Source organism: Mesorhizobium sp. M5C.F.Ca.ET.164.01.1.1 (assembly GCF_004792125.1).
Lineage (GTDB): Bacteria > Pseudomonadota > Alphaproteobacteria > Rhizobiales > Rhizobiaceae > Mesorhizobium > Mesorhizobium wenxiniae.
Window position 1 is genome coordinate 240,586 of the sequence record NZ_SRTG01000001.1, and the last position, 16,304, is coordinate 256,889.

15 protein-coding genes are annotated in these 16,304 nt (G+C 62.0%); 9 read left to right on the plus strand and 6 right to left on the minus strand.

Annotated elements, in window-relative coordinates; all coding sequences use genetic code 11:
- Nucleotides 1-148 precede the first annotated feature (148 nt).
- The 6 genes from EN807_RS01130 (at nt 149) to EN807_RS01155 (ending at nt 7,117) form a co-directional block, all read left to right on the plus strand.
- Nucleotides 149-1,288 (plus strand): aminotransferase class V-fold PLP-dependent enzyme, encoded by a 1,140-nt coding sequence (locus EN807_RS01130; RefSeq protein WP_135933558.1) that lies wholly within the window; start codon nt 149-151, stop codon nt 1,286-1,288.
- A gap of 99 nt (nt 1,289-1,387) precedes the next feature.
- The gene (locus tag EN807_RS01135) at nt 1,388-2,185 is read left to right on the plus strand and encodes an ABC transporter substrate-binding protein (protein ID WP_135933559.1); all 798 of its coding nucleotides are present in this window, start codon (nt 1,388-1,390) and stop codon (nt 2,183-2,185) included.
- A 193-nt stretch (nt 2,186-2,378) separates the two neighbouring features.
- Nucleotides 2,379-3,053 carry an amino acid ABC transporter permease gene (locus tag EN807_RS01140; protein ID WP_135933560.1) on the plus strand — a complete coding sequence of 225 codons (675 nt, stop codon included), beginning with the start codon at nt 2,379-2,381 and terminating at the stop codon, nt 3,051-3,053.
- A 57-nt stretch (nt 3,054-3,110) separates the two neighbouring features.
- The gene (locus EN807_RS01145) at nt 3,111-4,391 is read left to right on the plus strand and encodes a cysteine desulfurase-like protein (protein ID WP_135933561.1); all 1,281 of its coding nucleotides are present in this window, start codon (nt 3,111-3,113) and stop codon (nt 4,389-4,391) included.
- Between the two features lie 461 nt (nt 4,392-4,852).
- Nucleotides 4,853-5,548 carry an RNA polymerase sigma factor gene (locus tag EN807_RS01150; protein WP_135933562.1) on the plus strand — a complete coding sequence of 232 codons (696 nt, stop codon included), beginning with the start codon at nt 4,853-4,855 and terminating at the stop codon, nt 5,546-5,548.
- A 216-nt stretch (nt 5,549-5,764) separates the two neighbouring features.
- A complete protein-coding gene (locus EN807_RS01155) occupies nt 5,765-7,117 on the plus strand; it encodes a hypothetical protein (RefSeq protein ID WP_135933563.1) in 1,353 nt (450 codons plus the stop codon).
- A gap of 130 nt (nt 7,118-7,247) precedes the next feature.
- Here the strand turns inward: EN807_RS01155 and EN807_RS01160 are convergent, their stop codons facing one another.
- The 5 genes from EN807_RS01160 to EN807_RS01180 are packed head-to-tail and all read right to left on the minus strand — an operon-like array spanning nt 7,248 to nt 12,530.
- Complete coding sequence (locus tag EN807_RS01160) at nt 7,248-8,078, minus strand: dipeptide ABC transporter ATP-binding protein (protein ID WP_135933564.1); 831 nt, start codon at nt 8,076-8,078, stop codon at nt 7,248-7,250.
- A complete protein-coding gene (locus EN807_RS01165) occupies nt 8,075-8,950 on the minus strand; it encodes an ABC transporter ATP-binding protein (RefSeq protein WP_135935741.1) in 876 nt (291 codons plus the stop codon). Before EN807_RS01165 ends, EN807_RS01160 begins: the two co-directional genes overlap by 4 nt.
- Nucleotides 8,951-8,952: 2 nt before the next feature.
- A complete protein-coding gene (locus EN807_RS01170; protein WP_135933565.1) occupies nt 8,953-9,870 on the minus strand; it encodes an ABC transporter permease subunit in 918 nt (305 codons plus the stop codon).
- A gap of 1 nt (nt 9,871) precedes the next feature.
- The gene (locus EN807_RS01175; protein ID WP_135933566.1) at nt 9,872-10,879 is read right to left on the minus strand and encodes an ABC transporter permease subunit; all 1,008 of its coding nucleotides are present in this window, start codon (nt 10,877-10,879) and stop codon (nt 9,872-9,874) included.
- A 58-nt stretch (nt 10,880-10,937) separates the two neighbouring features.
- Nucleotides 10,938-12,530 (minus strand): ABC transporter substrate-binding protein, encoded by a 1,593-nt coding sequence (locus EN807_RS01180; protein ID WP_135933567.1) that lies wholly within the window; start codon nt 12,528-12,530, stop codon nt 10,938-10,940.
- A 149-nt stretch (nt 12,531-12,679) separates the two neighbouring features.
- Here EN807_RS01180 and EN807_RS35365 point away from each other — a divergent pair, with 149 nt between their 5' ends.
- From EN807_RS35365 to EN807_RS01190, 3 genes are all read left to right on the plus strand, one after another.
- Nucleotides 12,680-12,838, plus strand: coding sequence for a hypothetical protein (locus tag EN807_RS35365; protein WP_164783741.1), 159 nt, complete (start codon nt 12,680-12,682; stop codon nt 12,836-12,838).
- Between the two features lie 123 nt (nt 12,839-12,961).
- On the plus strand, nt 12,962-14,824 hold the full coding sequence (locus EN807_RS01185; RefSeq protein WP_135933568.1) for a long-chain fatty acid--CoA ligase: 1,863 nt from the start codon (nt 12,962-12,964) through the stop codon (nt 14,822-14,824).
- An 85-nt stretch (nt 14,825-14,909) separates the two neighbouring features.
- Nucleotides 14,910-15,569, plus strand: coding sequence for a 50S ribosomal protein L11 methyltransferase (locus EN807_RS01190; RefSeq protein WP_135935742.1), 660 nt, complete (start codon nt 14,910-14,912; stop codon nt 15,567-15,569).
- A 10-nt stretch (nt 15,570-15,579) separates the two neighbouring features.
- On the opposite strand, the gene EN807_RS01195 is transcribed toward EN807_RS01190, so the two are convergent.
- Complete coding sequence (locus EN807_RS01195) at nt 15,580-16,302, minus strand: HAD family hydrolase (RefSeq protein ID WP_135933569.1); 723 nt, start codon at nt 16,300-16,302, stop codon at nt 15,580-15,582.
- Nucleotides 16,303-16,304 lie beyond the last annotated feature (2 nt).

A 16,304-nucleotide genomic window follows, 5' to 3' on the forward strand; every position in this document is an offset into this window, starting at 1 on the left:
AGATCGATGCCGGAAAGCGCCGAGCCGCGACCGCTCGTGGCCGGAAAAAATCGTCCGATTTTCGCTATTGGATCGCATTTCTTTCGCGGCCAGCGATTGAACCAGATTTCGTTCTGTGATCACATGATCACGAGGGAGCAAAAGCGTAGTGTCTGGTTATTTTCTCTACCATTCGATCGGAACGTTTCCCGGCAAAGCGGAGCGCATGGCTGCTGCCCTGTCGGAATTCTCGGGCGTCTGGTCGGCAGAAGACGACGGCCAGTGGCCGGCGGCCCTTGCCGCGCGGCAGCGCTTCGTCGATGCCTGGGGCCGGCTGATCGAAGCCCCGCAAGGTACCCTGACCACCGCCGAGAACGTCACGTCAGCCCTCTACAGCCTGATCGGCGCCCTGCCGTCAGAGCGTCTGGCGGGAAAGCGCCTGCTGGTCGCGGCCGACTGTTTTCCGAGCCTGCACTTCCTGCTTACCGGACTTGCCGACCGCTTCAACTTCGTGCTCGACACCGTGCCGCTGCGGCCGGGCGAGAGCTGGGTGCGCGACGAGGATTTCATCGCCCGCTGGCAGGACGATGTCGGTCTGGCCTTGCTGACCTTCGTCACCTCGACGGCCTCGCACCGCTGCGACGTGGCGCGGCTCGCAGAGCATGGCCGGGAGATGGGCAGCATCGTCGGTGTCGACATCACCCAAGGGGTCGGCGTGACGCCCTTCTCGATTGCGAAGACGCCAGTCGATTTCGTCGTCTCGACCTCATTGAAATGGCTGTGCGGCACTTCCGGCGCCGGCATCCTGCAAGTGGCGCCCGATCTTTTGGCAACATGCCGGCCTGAGCTCCGCGGCTGGTTCAGCCAGCCGAACCCGTTCTCCTGGGATCTCGACAGTTTTTCCTATGCCAGCGATGCGCGCCGTTTCGACCATGGCACGCCGGCCATCCTGGCCAGTGTTGCATCGCTGCCCGGCCTCGAATGGGTCGCCGAGACAGGCATCGACGCTATCCGCGCACAGAACGGCAACATGACCGAGCGCATCATAGGTTACGCGCTGGACAATGGCTGGGCGGTCCGCTCGCCGCTCGATCCAGACCAGCGCGGCGGCAGCGTCATGCTGGCCTTGCCGCAAGGCGTCGACCCGGTGAAAACGGTGTCGACGCTGCGCCGCGAGCGACTTTACTGCGACGCGCGCGGCGCGACGCTCAGGCTGTCGCCCGGTATGGTCACCACGGACGACGCGGTGGACGCACTGCTGCAGCGTCTGCAGCAGTTGATCGGCTCGCGGCAACGCCGCGCATCCTGACTTCAGGCGCCGCCTCGCCTGCAGTGCCCGGAAATACGGCGCTGAAAGCGGCGGACGTGAAAAGCGCCACAGGGAGTGGCCGAACCAGAGGGAACGAAAATGAGCTTCACTCGCCGTAATTTGCTTCTTCTCGCTGCCGCCCTCGGCATTGCCGCCGGCCCGGTCGCCGCCTATGCCCAAGAGACGCTGAATGTCGGCGCCTATCCGACCAATCCGCCTTTCGAATACAAGAACGAAAGCGGCGCTTTCGAGGGTTTTGAAGTCGACATCGTCAACGAGGCAGCCAAGCGCATCGGCATGACCACCGAAATTGCCGACCTCGGATTTCAGGCGCTGTTCGCCGCCACGACGTCGAAGCGCATCGATGTCGCCATCTCATCGATCACGATCACCCCTGAGCGCTTGAAGTCGCAGGCGTTCACGCAGCCCTACTATGATTCCGACATGGGCATCGCCGCCAAGGCCGACAGCCCGATCAAGTCCGAGGCCGACCTCAAGGGCAAGATCATTGGCGTGCTGTCCGGCTCGACCGGCGAAGCCTGGACCAAGCAGCACCAGGAGGCCGGCGGGTTCAGCGAGGTGAAGGGCTACGACACGCAGCAGAACCTGCTGCTCGATCTCAGCGCCGGTCGCGTCGACGCTGCAGTCAGCGACATTCCGGGCCTGGAATACTCCTTCACCCGGATGAAGGACCTCGCCGTAAAAGAGCGTATCAAGACCGGCGAGCAGTACGGCCTGATGATGGCCAAGGACCACCCGCTGCTCGGCAAGCTGAACGACGCGCTGACGGCGATGAAGAAGGACGGCACACTGGCCGCGATTCACAAGAAGTGGTTCGGCAGTGACGCACCCGCCGATTCTTCGACTGTCAAGGAAATGCCAATCCCGAAGGCCTGAGCGGCAGCGGCTGAAATCGAGCCGGCTTTCCACACCGGCACGATTTCACGGACAGCGTTGCTCGCCCTCCTGGACGTGCAACGGACGCCGTAGCCCTTCGACTTTCACTCATGATCCGTTCCGAAACCCGATTTCGGGTTTCGGCAGCATGCTTTAGCGTCGCGGGACGCCAAATCTTTCGGGAATGCTCCCCATGTCGCTGCTCGAGACCTTCTTCAACGCCGATGTCATGATCTCCAGCCTGCCGGCGCTGCTGCGCGGCTTCCTGAACACGCTGCTGCTCGGGCTGTTGAGCATCGGCATCGGTATTCCCGTCGGCCTGGCGATCAGCCTGATACGGCTCTACGCGCCGAAGCCGCTGCGGCTGCTGGCGGTCGGCTATATCGATATTTTCCGGGCGATGCCGGTGCTGGTCGTGCTGATCCTGATCTACTACGCGCTGCCGTTCCTCGGCATACGCCTGTCGTCCTGGACCTCCGCTGTAACGGCATTCGCCATCATCATGGCGGCTTATTCGGCCGAGGTGTTCCGGTCCGGCATAGAAAGCATTCCGCGCGGCCAGTTCGAGGCGGCGCAGGCACTCGGCCTGCCGTTTTTACTGACCTTGCGCAAGGTGGTGCTGCCGCAGGCGATCCGCGTGGTCATTCCGCCGATGACCAGCAACTGCGTTTCGATGTTCAAAGACACCTCGCTCGCCTCAACAGTGGCGCTGCCCGAATTGCTGAAGGAAGCGACCAACGCGCAGTCGCTCTACGCCAACCCGTCGCCGCTGATCGGCGCGGCGCTGGTCTATCTCCTCTTTCTCTGGCCGATGGTCCGCCTCGTCAGCCTGCTGGAACGCCGTTTCAAAACCGAAAAGACCCGCTGACGTCGCCAGTTTCCCATCTGTCAATTTCCCGTATCAGGCACTTCGCAGGAGACAATCTTGAACAAGCATCAGACCCACAATGCGAGCAACGTCTCCGCAATCTTCCCGGTCGACACGATCCGCTCCATGTTTCCAGCCCTGCAGCAGGCCGGCGACTTCATCTTCATGGACAATGCCGCCGGCGCGCAGATCCCGCAAAGCGTGCTCGACGCGGTAACCAACCATCTGGTCGCGCACAATGTGCAGCGCGGCGGCCGCTATAGCCGCAGCGTCACTGTGGACCAAGCGATCGCCGATGCGCGCGAAAGCGTGGCGCTGCTGATCAACGCCTATAGTCCTGCGGAAATCTGTTTCGGCATGAACGCCACGTCGTTCATTCGCCTCGTCAGCCTCGGCATCGGCCAGATGCTTCAGGAGCGAGACGAGATCGTCATCACCGACATGGATCACGACGCCAACATCGCGACCTGGCTGGCGCTGGCGCCAGCCGGCGCGAAGTTCAAATGGTGGCGGATGCGCGACGACGGCAATCTCCATGTCGACGATTTGCGCCCGCTCATCTCCGACCGCACCCGCCTCGTAGCTAGCACGGTGACGGCGCATTCGATCGGCTCGATCGTCGATGTCGCTGCGGTGGCTGACATTGCGCATGCGGCCGGCGCCGAAGTGTTCCTCGACTGCGTGCATTACGGGCCGCACGGGCTGATCGACGTGCAGGCCTGGGATTGCGACTATCTGGTCTGCTCCGGCTACAAGAATTTCTCGTCGCATATGGGCTTCCTGTGGGGCCGCTTCGAGACGCTGAAGCGGCTGCCGACCTTCCGCGAGGATTTCATTCCCGACGAGCCGCCCTACAAGGTCGAGGCCGGCACCTTCATCTACGAGAACGTCTCCGGGATGGATGCCGCGGTGCGCTATCTCGAATCGATCGGCCGCAACTTCCTGGCCGAGAACAACCGGTCGCGGCGCGACAATATCGTCGCCGGCATGAACGCCATCCGCGACTATGAGCTGGTGCTGGCGCGCAAAATGCTCGGCGTGCTCAAGGAGTGCGGCGCGACGATCTATGGCGTCACCGACGAGGCCCGCCTCAACGAGCGGGTGCCGACCTTCTGCTTCAACATCGGCGCGCTGTTGCCGCAGATGATCGTCGAGGCGATGGCCGAGATGCAGATCGGCATCCGCGATGGCCATATGTACGCGCCGCGGCTGATGAAGCGACTGAACCTCAGCATGGACAGCGGCGCCATCCGCGCCTCGCTGGTGCATTATAACACGGTCGGGGAAGTCCGGCGCTTCGGCGAGGCGCTGCGCGCCGCCATCGCAAAGCTGTCTTGATCGGCGTCTGGAGCGAGATGCATTTAGGTTGAACTCTCGCTCTATCTGTTTTTAGCCGCGCGAGTGCTTCCATTTGGCTGCAAAACGCTCCAGGTCAAAACTCGATTATCTTGCAGCCGCCAATGGCTACGAGGCGTCAGGAACGCGCCAGGTCAGCTCGTTGCGGAGAAGCTGGCCGAACACCCGCTATGGCGCAAAGCGGTCGCTCGTCACATCAGCACTCCATTGCATTCCGCCTCTCGGCGATAGCAGCCATCGTCTCAGGTTCGATGCACGGATCACGCGCCGCCGCTGCATGCGATTGCGATAGGGATGTACAATTCTCAGTAATCGGCGCCATTATCCACAGTTGGTCTTGGCAGCGCACAGGCCGTGCAGGACGCGAACATCTCTTCGGCAGGCACTCTCGTGTTGAGCTGGCCCGCACGCCACAGGTACCGGTGAAGCGCTTGGAGAGCACCATGACGAAGCCGATCGCACCGACCGAGGCAGTGAGAGTGGAAGACCTCGACGATGCGGCATTGGTCGATCGCGCGCAACAGCGCGACGGGGCTGCTTTCTGGTTGATCATAAAACGTCACAACCAGCGCCTCTATCGAATCGCTCGCGCCGTCCTAGATGACGACGCCGAGGCGCAGGACGTGCTCCAGGAGACCTACATCCACGCCTTCATGCATTTGTCCGAATTCCGCGCGGAGGCACAGCTCTCCACCTGGCTCACCCGGATCACGCTGAACGAGGCGCTGGGCCGCCGCCGGCAAAGGCGACCGACGGTCGACGTAAAGGCGATCAAAGCCATGCCCGCTCCGTTCAGCGCATACAACGCTGACCCGGAGGAGGCATCCGCCCTCGCCGAGATCCGCCGCCTGCTGGAACGCGCGGTCAGTGACCTTCCGGAGCACTTTCGCATCGTGTTTGTTATGCGCGATGTCGAGGAAATGAGCACTGAGGAGACGGCCCTCCTTCTCGGTTTGCGACCTCAGACTGTGAAGACTCGGCTGCATCGCGCGCGCCGGCTGCTGCGTGAGACGCTGCGGGACAAGCTTGCCACCGTGTTTACCGACACCTTTCCCTTTGCGGGCGCGCCTTGTGACCGCCTCATGCAATCGGTCCTCGACCGGCTTGGAATTAGTCTTCTGCAATTGCAGGCTCACTAGGCGGCAGAGCGACCGAGCACGGGTTGCGCGAGTCGTGCCGACTTCATCTTTAATCGCTCCTCGGAGGTCCTCCGGCGGGCAGCGGCGAAGTCGGGAACCTTTTGACAGTTGGGACCATCCAATGCTCATCGGCCGCAGAGCGCCGGTGAAGATCTGTGTTGGATCCGGCCAACCATGGAGGCTGCCGACCGGCAAATCTATTAGGGAGGACTGCCAATGCTCATGCGTGTTAAGGTAATCGCCTGCTTTTCCGTTCTCGTGCTCTCCTCAACTCTGATACCGACCGCTGCCCAAATGAGCGCGAAGGGATCGACAAGCGGGAAGGATTTTGACGACGCGGCCGCTGAGCAGGCTAAGCAGTATCTTGAAGAAGGCCGCGAGACATTCCGCTTCGATACGTTCGGCAGCGAGGATTTCTGGGGTGGAAAGCTCAAGCTTCACGACGCGATCGCTGGCGATAAGCTAGGTGGCGCAGGACCAGGGCTCAGCCCGCAAAAGGCCCTCGAACTCGGCCTGAAGGTCGATGTGAACGCCATCCCGAAGGATGTGGCCGAGGCACTTAACAAAGGTGAAGTCGATCTCGCGGACCCGGCCACCACGCTTCTCCTGCTCAAAGCCAACGCCGTTGTCGGAGTAACCGGTTTTTTTGGCGAGGACGGGAAGACGCTGACTTCCGTCGGCATTCAGTGCGCGGTGTGCCATTCGACGGTCGACGACTCATATGCGCCGGGCATCGGGCACCGACTCGACGGCTGGCCCAACCGAGACCTCAATATAGGGGCGATCGTGGCCTTGGCGCCGGATCTGACCGCCTTTGTAGAAATGCTGCAGATCCCCGAAGCGGAGGTGAAGAAGGCAGTAGAGGCTTGGGGGCCGGGAAAATTCGATGCGGAACTGAATCTCGATGGCAAGGCCTTCCGGCCAGACGGCAAGACTGCCGCCACGCTCAATCCGCCGGCCTTCGGGCTAGCGGGCGTAAACAACCACACGTGGACCGGCTCCTGGGGGACGGTGAGCTACTGGAACGCCTACGTAGGCAATCTCGAAATGCATGGGAAAGGCGTGTTTTACGATCCGCGGCTGGACGACGCCGAGAAGTATCCGGTCGCCGCCAGAACGAAGCAAGGCCACAAGCAGGACAGCGAAGACCGGATTACTGCCAAGCTGCCCGCCCTCCACTTCTACCAGCTCTCTCTGCCAACCCCAAAGCCGCCGGAAGGCTCGTTCGACAGTGCCGCTGCAGAGAACGGGATGGCGCTGTTCAACGAGAAGGCCAGATGCGCCACCTGCCATGTCCCGCCAATCTTCACGGAGCCGGGCTGGAACCTGCACACGGCGGAGGAGATCGGGATCGACGATTTCCAAGCGATGCGCTCTCCTGACGAGAGGTACCGAACCGCGCCGCTGCGTGCCCTGTGGGATGTCGAGAAGATCCACAAAGGCGGGTTTTACCACGATGGGCGGTTCGCCACGCTTGGTGACGTACTCGAGCACTACAACAGTCATCTCGGCCTCAATCTGACCGATCGGGAAAAGAGCGATCTAATCGAGTATCTGAAATCGATTTGATCTGAGGTTCGGCGTGAATCCGGTATTCCCTTTGCCAGTGCTAATGGGCTCGCTTCTTGACCTGCTGCTCTGCTTGTTGAAGGTCGCCTTCGGTCAAACTCGGTCATCTAGGAGTAGTTGGGCTTTGACTCTAGGCGGCCTTCTTCTTCGCCAGCCTTGCCTTGATGCTGGCCACGTCGGCGCGCGGCGTCGCCGCGAACAGCGTCTTGGTGTAGCTGTGCTTGGGGTCGGCAAAGACCTCGTCGCGGGAGCCATATTCGACGGCCTCGCCGAAATACATGACCATCACGTCGTCGGCGATGTAGCGCACCACCGACAGGTCGTGGCTGATGAAGACATAGGTCAGCTTGAACTCGTCCTGCAGGTCGGCGAGCAGGTTGAGTACCTGCGCCTGCACCGACAGATCGAGCGCCGAAACCGGCTCGTCCAGCACCAAAAGGCTCGGATTGAGCATCAGCGCGCGGGCAATGGCGATGCGCTGGCGCTGGCCGCCCGAGAACATGTGCGGGTAGCGGTTGTAATGTTCCGGTCCGAGGCCGACCTTCTTCAGCATCTTCATGGCGAGATCGCGCCGTTCGTCGGCCGGCTTGTCGGTGTTGATGAGCAGCGGCTCGCCCAGCACGTCGCCGATCTTCTGGCGCGGATTGAGCGAACCATAAGGGTTCTGGAAGACGATCTGCACCTTGCGGCGCATCTCCTTGGTCAAGCCATCCCTGGCGATGTCGACCTTGTTGCCGTCGATGAAGAGCTCGCCTGATGTCGCCGGATCTATCAGGGTGATGATGCGGGCGAGCGTTGACTTGCCGCAGCCGCTTTCGCCGACGATGGCCAGCGTCTTGCCCTTGTCGACGCTGAACGAGACGGCCTTGACCGCGTGCACTGTGCGCGAGGGACGAAACAGGCCGCCGCCGACATGATAATCGCGCACGATGTTCTTGCCTTCGAGAACCGTCACACTCATGGCGTGGCTCCCGTTGGAGAACCGGCTCCCGCAGCAGAGGGGGCCGGTTCGAACAGCATGTCGGAAATGGTCGGCAGCCGGTCGCCGACGGCGTTCTCCGGCAGCGCCGACAGCAGCGCGCGCGTGTAGTTGCTCTTCGGCTGCTCGAACAGCGACAGAACGTCGGCCTCTTCCATCTTGCGGCCCTTGTACTGGACGATGACGCGGTCCGCGGTCTCGGCCACCACGCCCATATTGTGGGTGATCATGATCAAGCCCATGCCGTATTTGGCCTGCAGCCCGACCAGAAGGTCGAGGATCTGCTTCTGGATGGTGACGTCGAGCGCGGTGGTCGGCTCGTCGGCGATCAGCAGCTTCGGATTGCAGGCAATGGCGATCGCGATCATGACGCGCTGGCACTGGCCGCCCGACATCTGGTGCGGGAACGAATTCAGCCGCTCTTCCGGATCGGCAATGCCGACCAGCTTCATCAGCTCGATGGCGCGGGCCCGGCGCTGGGCGCGGTCCATGCCCATATGGAAGCGGAGCACCTCCTCGATCTGAAAGCCGGCGGTGAAGCATGGATTGAGGCTGGCGATCGGCTCCTGGAAGATCATCGAGATGTCCTTGCCAACGATCTTGCGGCGCTCGGACAGACTGAGCTCAAGCAGGTCGATGCCGTCGAAGGCCATGCGGTCGGCCTTTACCGTCGCCGTATTCGGCAAAAGCCCCATCACCGCCAGCATCGCCACCGATTTGCCGGAGCCGGATTCGCCGACGATCGCAAGCACTTCGCGCGGCTCGATCGACAGGTCGATGCCTTGCACGGCCATGAACGGTCCGGCTGCGGTATCGAAGGACACGGTGAGGTTCTTGATCTCGAGAAGAGGCATGGTCACGACCTCTTCAGCTTGGGGTCGAGGGCATCGCGCAGGCCATCGCCGATCAGGTTGATGGCAAGCACGGTGATTAGAATGGCAAGGCCGGGAAAGGTCACCACCCATGGCGCGCGCAGGATGAACTCGCGCGCCGTGGCCAGCATCGTGCCCCATTCCGGCGTTGGCGGCTGCGCACCGACGCCAAGGAAGCCGAGAGCCGCGGCCTCGAGAATGGCGTTGGAGAAGGACAGCGTCGCCTGCACGATCAGCGGTGCCATGCAGTTCGGCAAGATCGTCTTCACCATCAGCCTGAGATGACTGGCACCGGCCACCTTGGCGGAGATCACATATTCGCGGTTCTTTTCGGCCATCACCGCCGCGCGCGTGAGCCGCGCGAAATGCGGCTGCAGCACCAGCGCAATCGCCAGCATGGCGTTGAACAGGCCAGGCCCGAGGATCGCCACCAGAACCAGGGCGAGGAGCAGCGACGGGAAGGCCAGAATGACGTCCATGATGCGCATGATCAGCGTATCGACCCAGCCGCGGAAATAGCCGGCGAGCACGCCGAGGACGATGCCGCTGGTCAGCGAGAAAACCACGACGACCAGACCGATGAACAGTGAGAACCGCGCCCCGAAAATCAGCCGCGAAAGCATGTCGCGGCCAACCGCGTCGGTGCCGAGCAGGAACATCGATTTGCCGCCCTCCTGCCAGACCGGGGGCGTCAGCAGCGCATCGCGAAACTGTTCGTCAGGCGAATGCGGCGCGACCAGCGGTGCGAAAATCGCGATCAGCACCAGAGCCGAGAACACGACAAGGCCGATGACGGCGCCGGTGTTCATCGAGTAGTAATGCCAGAACTCGGTGAAGGCGCGCTGCCGGCCGCCGGTCGGAATGGCGGCGGCGGTGGCTTCTGCCGTGGTTTGGTCGGTCATCTCACTGCACCCGGATACGTGGGTTGATGACGGCGTAGAGCACGTCGACGATCAGGTTCACCGCCATGACGATCAGGGCGATGATCAGCAAGCCGCTCTGGACGACGACATAGTCGCGCTTGGCGATCGCGTCGATCATCCACTTGCCGATACCGGGCCACGAAAAGATCGTTTCGGTCAGGATGGCGCCCGCCATCAGCGTGCCGACCTGCAGGCCGATGGTGGTAACGACGGGGATCAGCGCATTGCGAAAAGCGTGGAGCCCGATGACGCGGCGCGGCGCCAGGCCCTTGGCGCGGGCGGTGCGGACGTAGTCCTCGCCCAGCACCTCCAGCATCGCCGACCGCGTCTGGCGCGCTATAACGGCGAGCGGAATCGTCGCCAGCACGATCGCCGGCAGGACCAGATGACTGGCGGCGGACCTGAAAGCGCCGCTCTTGCCGGAGATCAGGCTGTCGATCAGCATGAATCCCGTCGTCGGCTTGAAGAAATACTGAAGGCCGATGCGGCCGGAAACCGGCGTCCAGCCGAGATAGCCGGAGAAGAAGATGATGAGCAGCAGCCCCCACCAGAAGATCGGCATCGAATAGCCGGTCAGAGCCACACCCATCGTCGCCTGGTCGAACCATGATCCGCGCTTGATCGCGGCGAAGATGCCGGCGGGAATGCCGACGAGCACGGCAATGATCAGCGCGATCGTTGCCAGTTCCAACGTCGCCGGAAATAGTGCCTGGAATTCACCGAGCACCGGCCGCTTGGTCGCGATCGAAATGCCGAAGTCGCCGGTCAGGACCCTGCCGATATACTCCAGATACTGGACGACATAAGGCCGGTTGTAGCCAAACCGCTCGATAAGCTCCGCATAGCGTTCGGGGCTGACGCCGCGCTCGCCGGCCAGGGCCAGGATCGGGTCGCCCGGCAGAAGCCGGACGAAAGCGAACGCAGCCAGCGATATGCCGAACACGGTCGGGATGATCAAGGCGAGCTTGTGGAGGAGATAGCGGAGCATCTTACTTCATAGAACGGCGGCGCCGGAAGTCCAGCGCCGCCGTCCAATCTCTGAGGAGTTATTCGGTGACGTCGACGCCGTCGAACCTATGAATGCCGAGCGGGTCCATGACGAAGCCGGTAACTTTCTTGTTCATCGGCATGAAGACCTTGGAATGGGCGATGGTCAGCCATGGCGCCTCACGCTTGAACACGACCTGAGCTTCCTCGTAGATCTTGGTGCGCTCGGCGACGTCCGTGGTTGCCTTGCCCTTCTGCAGCAGAGCCTCGAAGTCCTGGTTGCACCAGATCGCATAGTTGGACTGGCCGATGGCATCGCAGCCGAGCAGGAACAGGAAGTTGTCCGGATCGCCATTGTCGCCGGTCCAGCCGAGCTGGAAGGCGCCGTCACGATCCTTCTGCTTGCCGCGTTCGCGATACTCGGTCCATTCGTAGCTGACGATCTCGGCCTTCACGCCGATCTTGGCGTAGTCGGCCTGGATCAGTTCAGCGACTCTTTTGGCGTTCGGATTGTACGGGCGGCTGACCGGCATTGCCCAGATCTTCATCGAGAGATCCGTGACGCCGGCATCGGTCAGCATCTTCTTGGCCGCGTCAGGGTCGTACGGATCGTCCTTGATGTCCTTGTTATAGGACCACATCGTCGGCGGGATCGGGTTTATGGCCGCCTGGCCAGCGCCCTGATAGACCGCATCGAGAATGGCCTGCTTGTTGACAGCCATGTTGAGGGCCTTGCGGACCTCGACCTTGTCGAAGGGCGGCTGCGTCGTGTTGTAGGCCATGTAGCCGATGTTCAGGCCTTCCTGCTCGTCGACCTTGAGGTTTGGGTCAGCCTGCAGGCCGGCGATGTCGGCCGGCGCCGGGTACGACATGATATCGCACTCGCCTGCCTTCAGCTTCTGCGCGCGCACGGCCGGATCGGTCGTGATGGCGAAGATCAGATCGTCGATTTTCTGGCGGCCGCCATAGTAGCCGTCCCATGCCGCATAGCGGATGACCGCATCGACCTGGTAGTCGACGAACTGGAACGGACCGGTGCCGATCGGCTTCTGGGTGAATTGCTGCCTGGTGCCGGCCTTGTCGAGTTGGTCGGCATATTCCTTGGAGACGATCGAAGCAAAATCCATGCCGAGGTCCGGCAGGAAAGCGACCTCAGGCTTGTTCAGTACGAATTTCACCGTCAGGTCGTCGACCTTGACGATTTCCTTGAGAAGATCCGGGAAGCCCATGCCGGCAAAATATTCCCAGCCGGTGCCTGCCAGATAGTCGAACCACGGGTTTTCCTTCTTCCACTGGCGTTCGAAGGAGAAGATCACGTCGTCGGCGTTGAGATCGCGCGTCGGCGTGAAGTAGTCGGTGGTCTGGAACTTCACACCCGGCCGAAGCTTGAACGTGTATTCGAGACCGTCGTCGGAAACCGTCCAGCTCTCGGCGAGGCCGGGGGTGATGGTGGTCTTGCCGTGTTCGAACTCGACCAGGCGCGAATAGATGGTGCGCGAAGACGCGTCGAAGTCGTTGCCACCGCTCCACGGCGACGGGTCGAAGCCGGCCGGCGACGCCTCCGAGCAGTAGACAAGCTGTTTCGCATTGGCCATGCCGCCGAGGACGCTTGCGGCCAGCAACGCGGCCGCAAAAGTCAGTTTCTTTTTCATGGAGGACTCCCTGATGTTCTTCCAAGCCCCTCTATCAGGCTCGCGAAGCGCGCATATAAGCACCGTTTTTCCGGCTTTGGAACACCCCGTTTGCCTACCCCATGGGAAGCAGAATTCAGTTCTTCGGAATCCGCGAGAAAGAGAATGAAATGTCAATTTCTGCCGATCACGGTATTATTAACGACTGCATTTTTTTATTGATCTTCAACCCGGCGTTGGTGAGGAACCGCGACCATCGGCTTGTCGTCGGCGCAGAAGATTTTCTTTCCCGTCTTGCCGCAGGGGCAGACTTGCACGGCTGCCGATAGTCGCAATACATAGATGGCAGGCTGGATTTCCTGGATGCCGGCAGCAGCGGAGGATGTCTCTTGTCATTCGGAGGCAACGCGGCGGGTAAGCAGAGACAATAAGAACAACCGAGGGAGGGACAGGTGGCAAAAGCACCAAGGACAACGGCCCCCGCGAAAACGAGGGCCAAAACTGCCGCAAAACCGGCCAGCTCCGACAAGCCAAAGGCGCCGACGGCCAAAGCCGTTGCCAAGCCGAAAGCGGCACCGACATCGGCAACATCGGCGTCGAAGCCGGGTCCGGCCGAGAGATTGCCGAAAGCGGTTGGCGCCGGATCGCCGGAAAGGCCTTGGCTCAAGAGCTACCCGAAGGTCGTTCCTGCCGAAATCGGCGCCCTGCCCTTCGGCTCCATCGGCGATCTGCTCGCCGACGCCTGCAAGCAGTATGCCAGCCGGCCGGCCTTCACCTGCATGGGCAAGACCATCACCTATGCGGAAGTCGAGCGGCAATCGGCCGCCTTCGGCGCCTATCTGCAGTCTACGGGACTGCCGAAAGGCGCACGCGTGGCGCTGATGATGCCGAACGTGCTGCAATATCCGGTGGCGATGATGGCAGTGCTGCGTGCCGGCTATGTCGTGGTCAACATCAACCCGCTCTACACGCCGCGCGAGCTGGAACATCAGCTCAGGGATTCAGGCGCTCAAGCCATCGTCATTCTCGAAAATTTCGCCAACACCTTGCAGGCGGTGATCGCCCAAACGGCTGTCAAGCATGTCGTGGTCGCGGCGATGGGCGACATGCTTGGCGGCCTGAAAGGAACGATCGTCAATCTCGTCGTGCGCCGCGTGAAGAAGATGGTCCCGGCCTGGTCGCTGCCGGGCCATGTCAAGTTCAACGCTGCGTTGAAAGCAGGCACCGGCATGAATTTCAAGCCGGTGAAGGTCGCTGCCGACGATGTCGCATTCCTGCAATATACCGGCGGCACCACCGGCATCTCGAAGGGCGCGGTACTGCTGCACAGCAACGTGCTGGCCAATGTGGCGCAGAACGCGCTCTGGATCGAGGACGCCTTCACGGTCAAGCCGAAACCGGCGCATCTCAACTTCATCTGCGCGCTGCCGCTCTACCATATCTTCGCGCTGACGGTGAACGCACTGATGGGCATGCAGCTCGGCGGCCAGAACATACTCATTCCCAATCCGCGCGACATTCCCGGCTTCGTCAAGCAACTCGGCAAATATCCGATCCACATCTTTCCAGGCCTCAACACGCTGTTCAACGCGCTGCTCAACAATGAAGATTTCCGCAAGCTGGACTTCAAGCCACTGATCCTGACGCTGGGTGGCGGCATGGCGGTGCAGAAGGGTGTTGCCGAACGCTGGAAGGCGTTGACCGGCTGCCCGGTCACCGAGGGGTACGGGCTTTCGGAAACCTCGCCGGTGGCCACCGCCAACACATTCAGCAATGGCACCTTCACCGGCACGATCGGCCTGCCGCTGCCCTCGACCGAGATCGCCATCCGCGACGACGACGGCAACGATTTGCCGCTCGGCGAAGTCGGCGAGATCTGCATACGCGGACCGCAAGTGATGGCCGGCTACTGGAACCGGCCGGACGAGACCGCCAAGGTGATGACCAAGGATGGTTTCTTCAAGTCGGGCGACATGGGCTTCATGGATGAGCGCGGCTACACCAAGATCGTCGACCGCAAGAAGGACATGATCCTTGTGTCCGGCTTCAACGTCTATCCGAACGAACTCGAGGAAGTCGTGGCCCTGCATCCGGGCGTGCTCGAAGTGGCGGCGATCGGTGTGCCGGACGAGCATTCAGGCGAAGTGCCGAAGCTGTTCGTCGTCAAGAAGGACCCGTTGCTGACCGCTGAGGTGCTGACCGTCTATTGCCGCGAGAACCTGACCGGCTACAAGCGGCCAAAATACATCGAGTTTCGGACCGAACTGCCGAAGACGCTGGTGGGCAAGATTCTGCGGCGGGCGTTACGGGGATAGGAGAATTTTGGGCGATTGCCTTACTGTCGACGACGCGGCGGACACGCTTTCCCGTCACGATCCGCTGACATTCATAAAGGCGAACATGCGTATCGCCCCTGTTCCTGCGCTTCCCGAAATCCGGCTTTATGCAGCCCATCCCGCGAGCGGTCTGTGGCGGCTCACGCATCAAGTAGGACAAGCAGCCGAGCCGGAAGAAGAAGGAACCGAAGCCGACGAGGACGGGCCCGAGCCGCAGCCACCTTACTGGGCCTATGCCTGGGCCGGCGGCGCGGTGCTTGCCCGCTACATCCTCGATCGGCCGGAGTCCGTGGCCGGGCTTCGCGTGCTCGACCTTGGCGCCGGGTCGGGCCTCGTCGGCATCGCCGCGGCAAAGGCTGGAGCGCGCGAAGTGCTCGCGTCCGAGATCGACCGCAACGGCGTCGCCGCGCTCGGTCTCAATGCCGCGGCGAACAGCGTCGCAATCACAGTCGTCGGCCAGGACATCACCGCTGGTCCGCCGCCGCCGGTGGATGTCGTGGCAGCCGGCGACTTGTTTTATGGGCAAGATCTCGCCGACCGGGTCATCCCCTTCCTCGACCGCTGCCTGGCCGCACGCATCAATGTGCTGATCGGCGACCCGGGCCGGGCCTACCTGCCCCGCTCGCGGCTTCGGCTGCTGGCCGAATACCGCGTGCCGGATGTCGGCGAAGCAAAAGGCGCGGCGATGAAGCCGAGCGGTGTCTTCTCGTTCGAGCCGGAGTAGCCCTGCGAGTTCAGGTCGTTTCCTTGACCCTTGCCGAAAGAAAATCAGGCAGGTCGGCAACCGAATCCAGAATGACGTCGGCGATCTGCGATAGCGATTCCCGCGTGCCGGTGCCGGAGAGCACGCCGATTGCCAGACCGCAGCCGCCGGCCCGCGCCATCTCCAGATCGTGGCGATTGTCGCCGACCATGGCGATCGCGGCCGGTCTCAGGCCGGTCAGGTCCGAGAAGGCAAGGATCGTATCGGGCGCCGGTTTCGGATTGGCCACCGCGTCGTAACCATAGGCGGCATCGAACAGCTGCGCGACGCCGAGCGTCAGCAATGTCTTTTCCGCGCCAGTGGTCGAATCGTTGGTGGCGACGCCGAGCCGGTAGGATTTCCTGTGAAGAACGCCGAGCGTCTCGACGATGCCCGGCAGCGCCACCGCCATCGCCGAGCCCTGCACCGAGGTGATCTCGTTGAAGCGGGCGACGGCAAGCATCTGGTCTTCATCCGAGAGCCGCGGAAACCAAAGCTCGACGACATCCATGTTGGTGCCGGAGGCAAAGATGGAGTCGGGCTTGAAGCGTTTGGTGGCGAAATCGTAGCCCGCCGCGGCAAGCAGCCTGTCGGCCTTCCAGCGGTCGCCCTCCGAGGCATCCATAGCCATGAAATCAGCAACGCCGAGCCATGTAGCGTTGAAGTCGACAAGCGTGCCATCCTTGTCGAATAATATTCCCTTGATCTCGGCCAAGC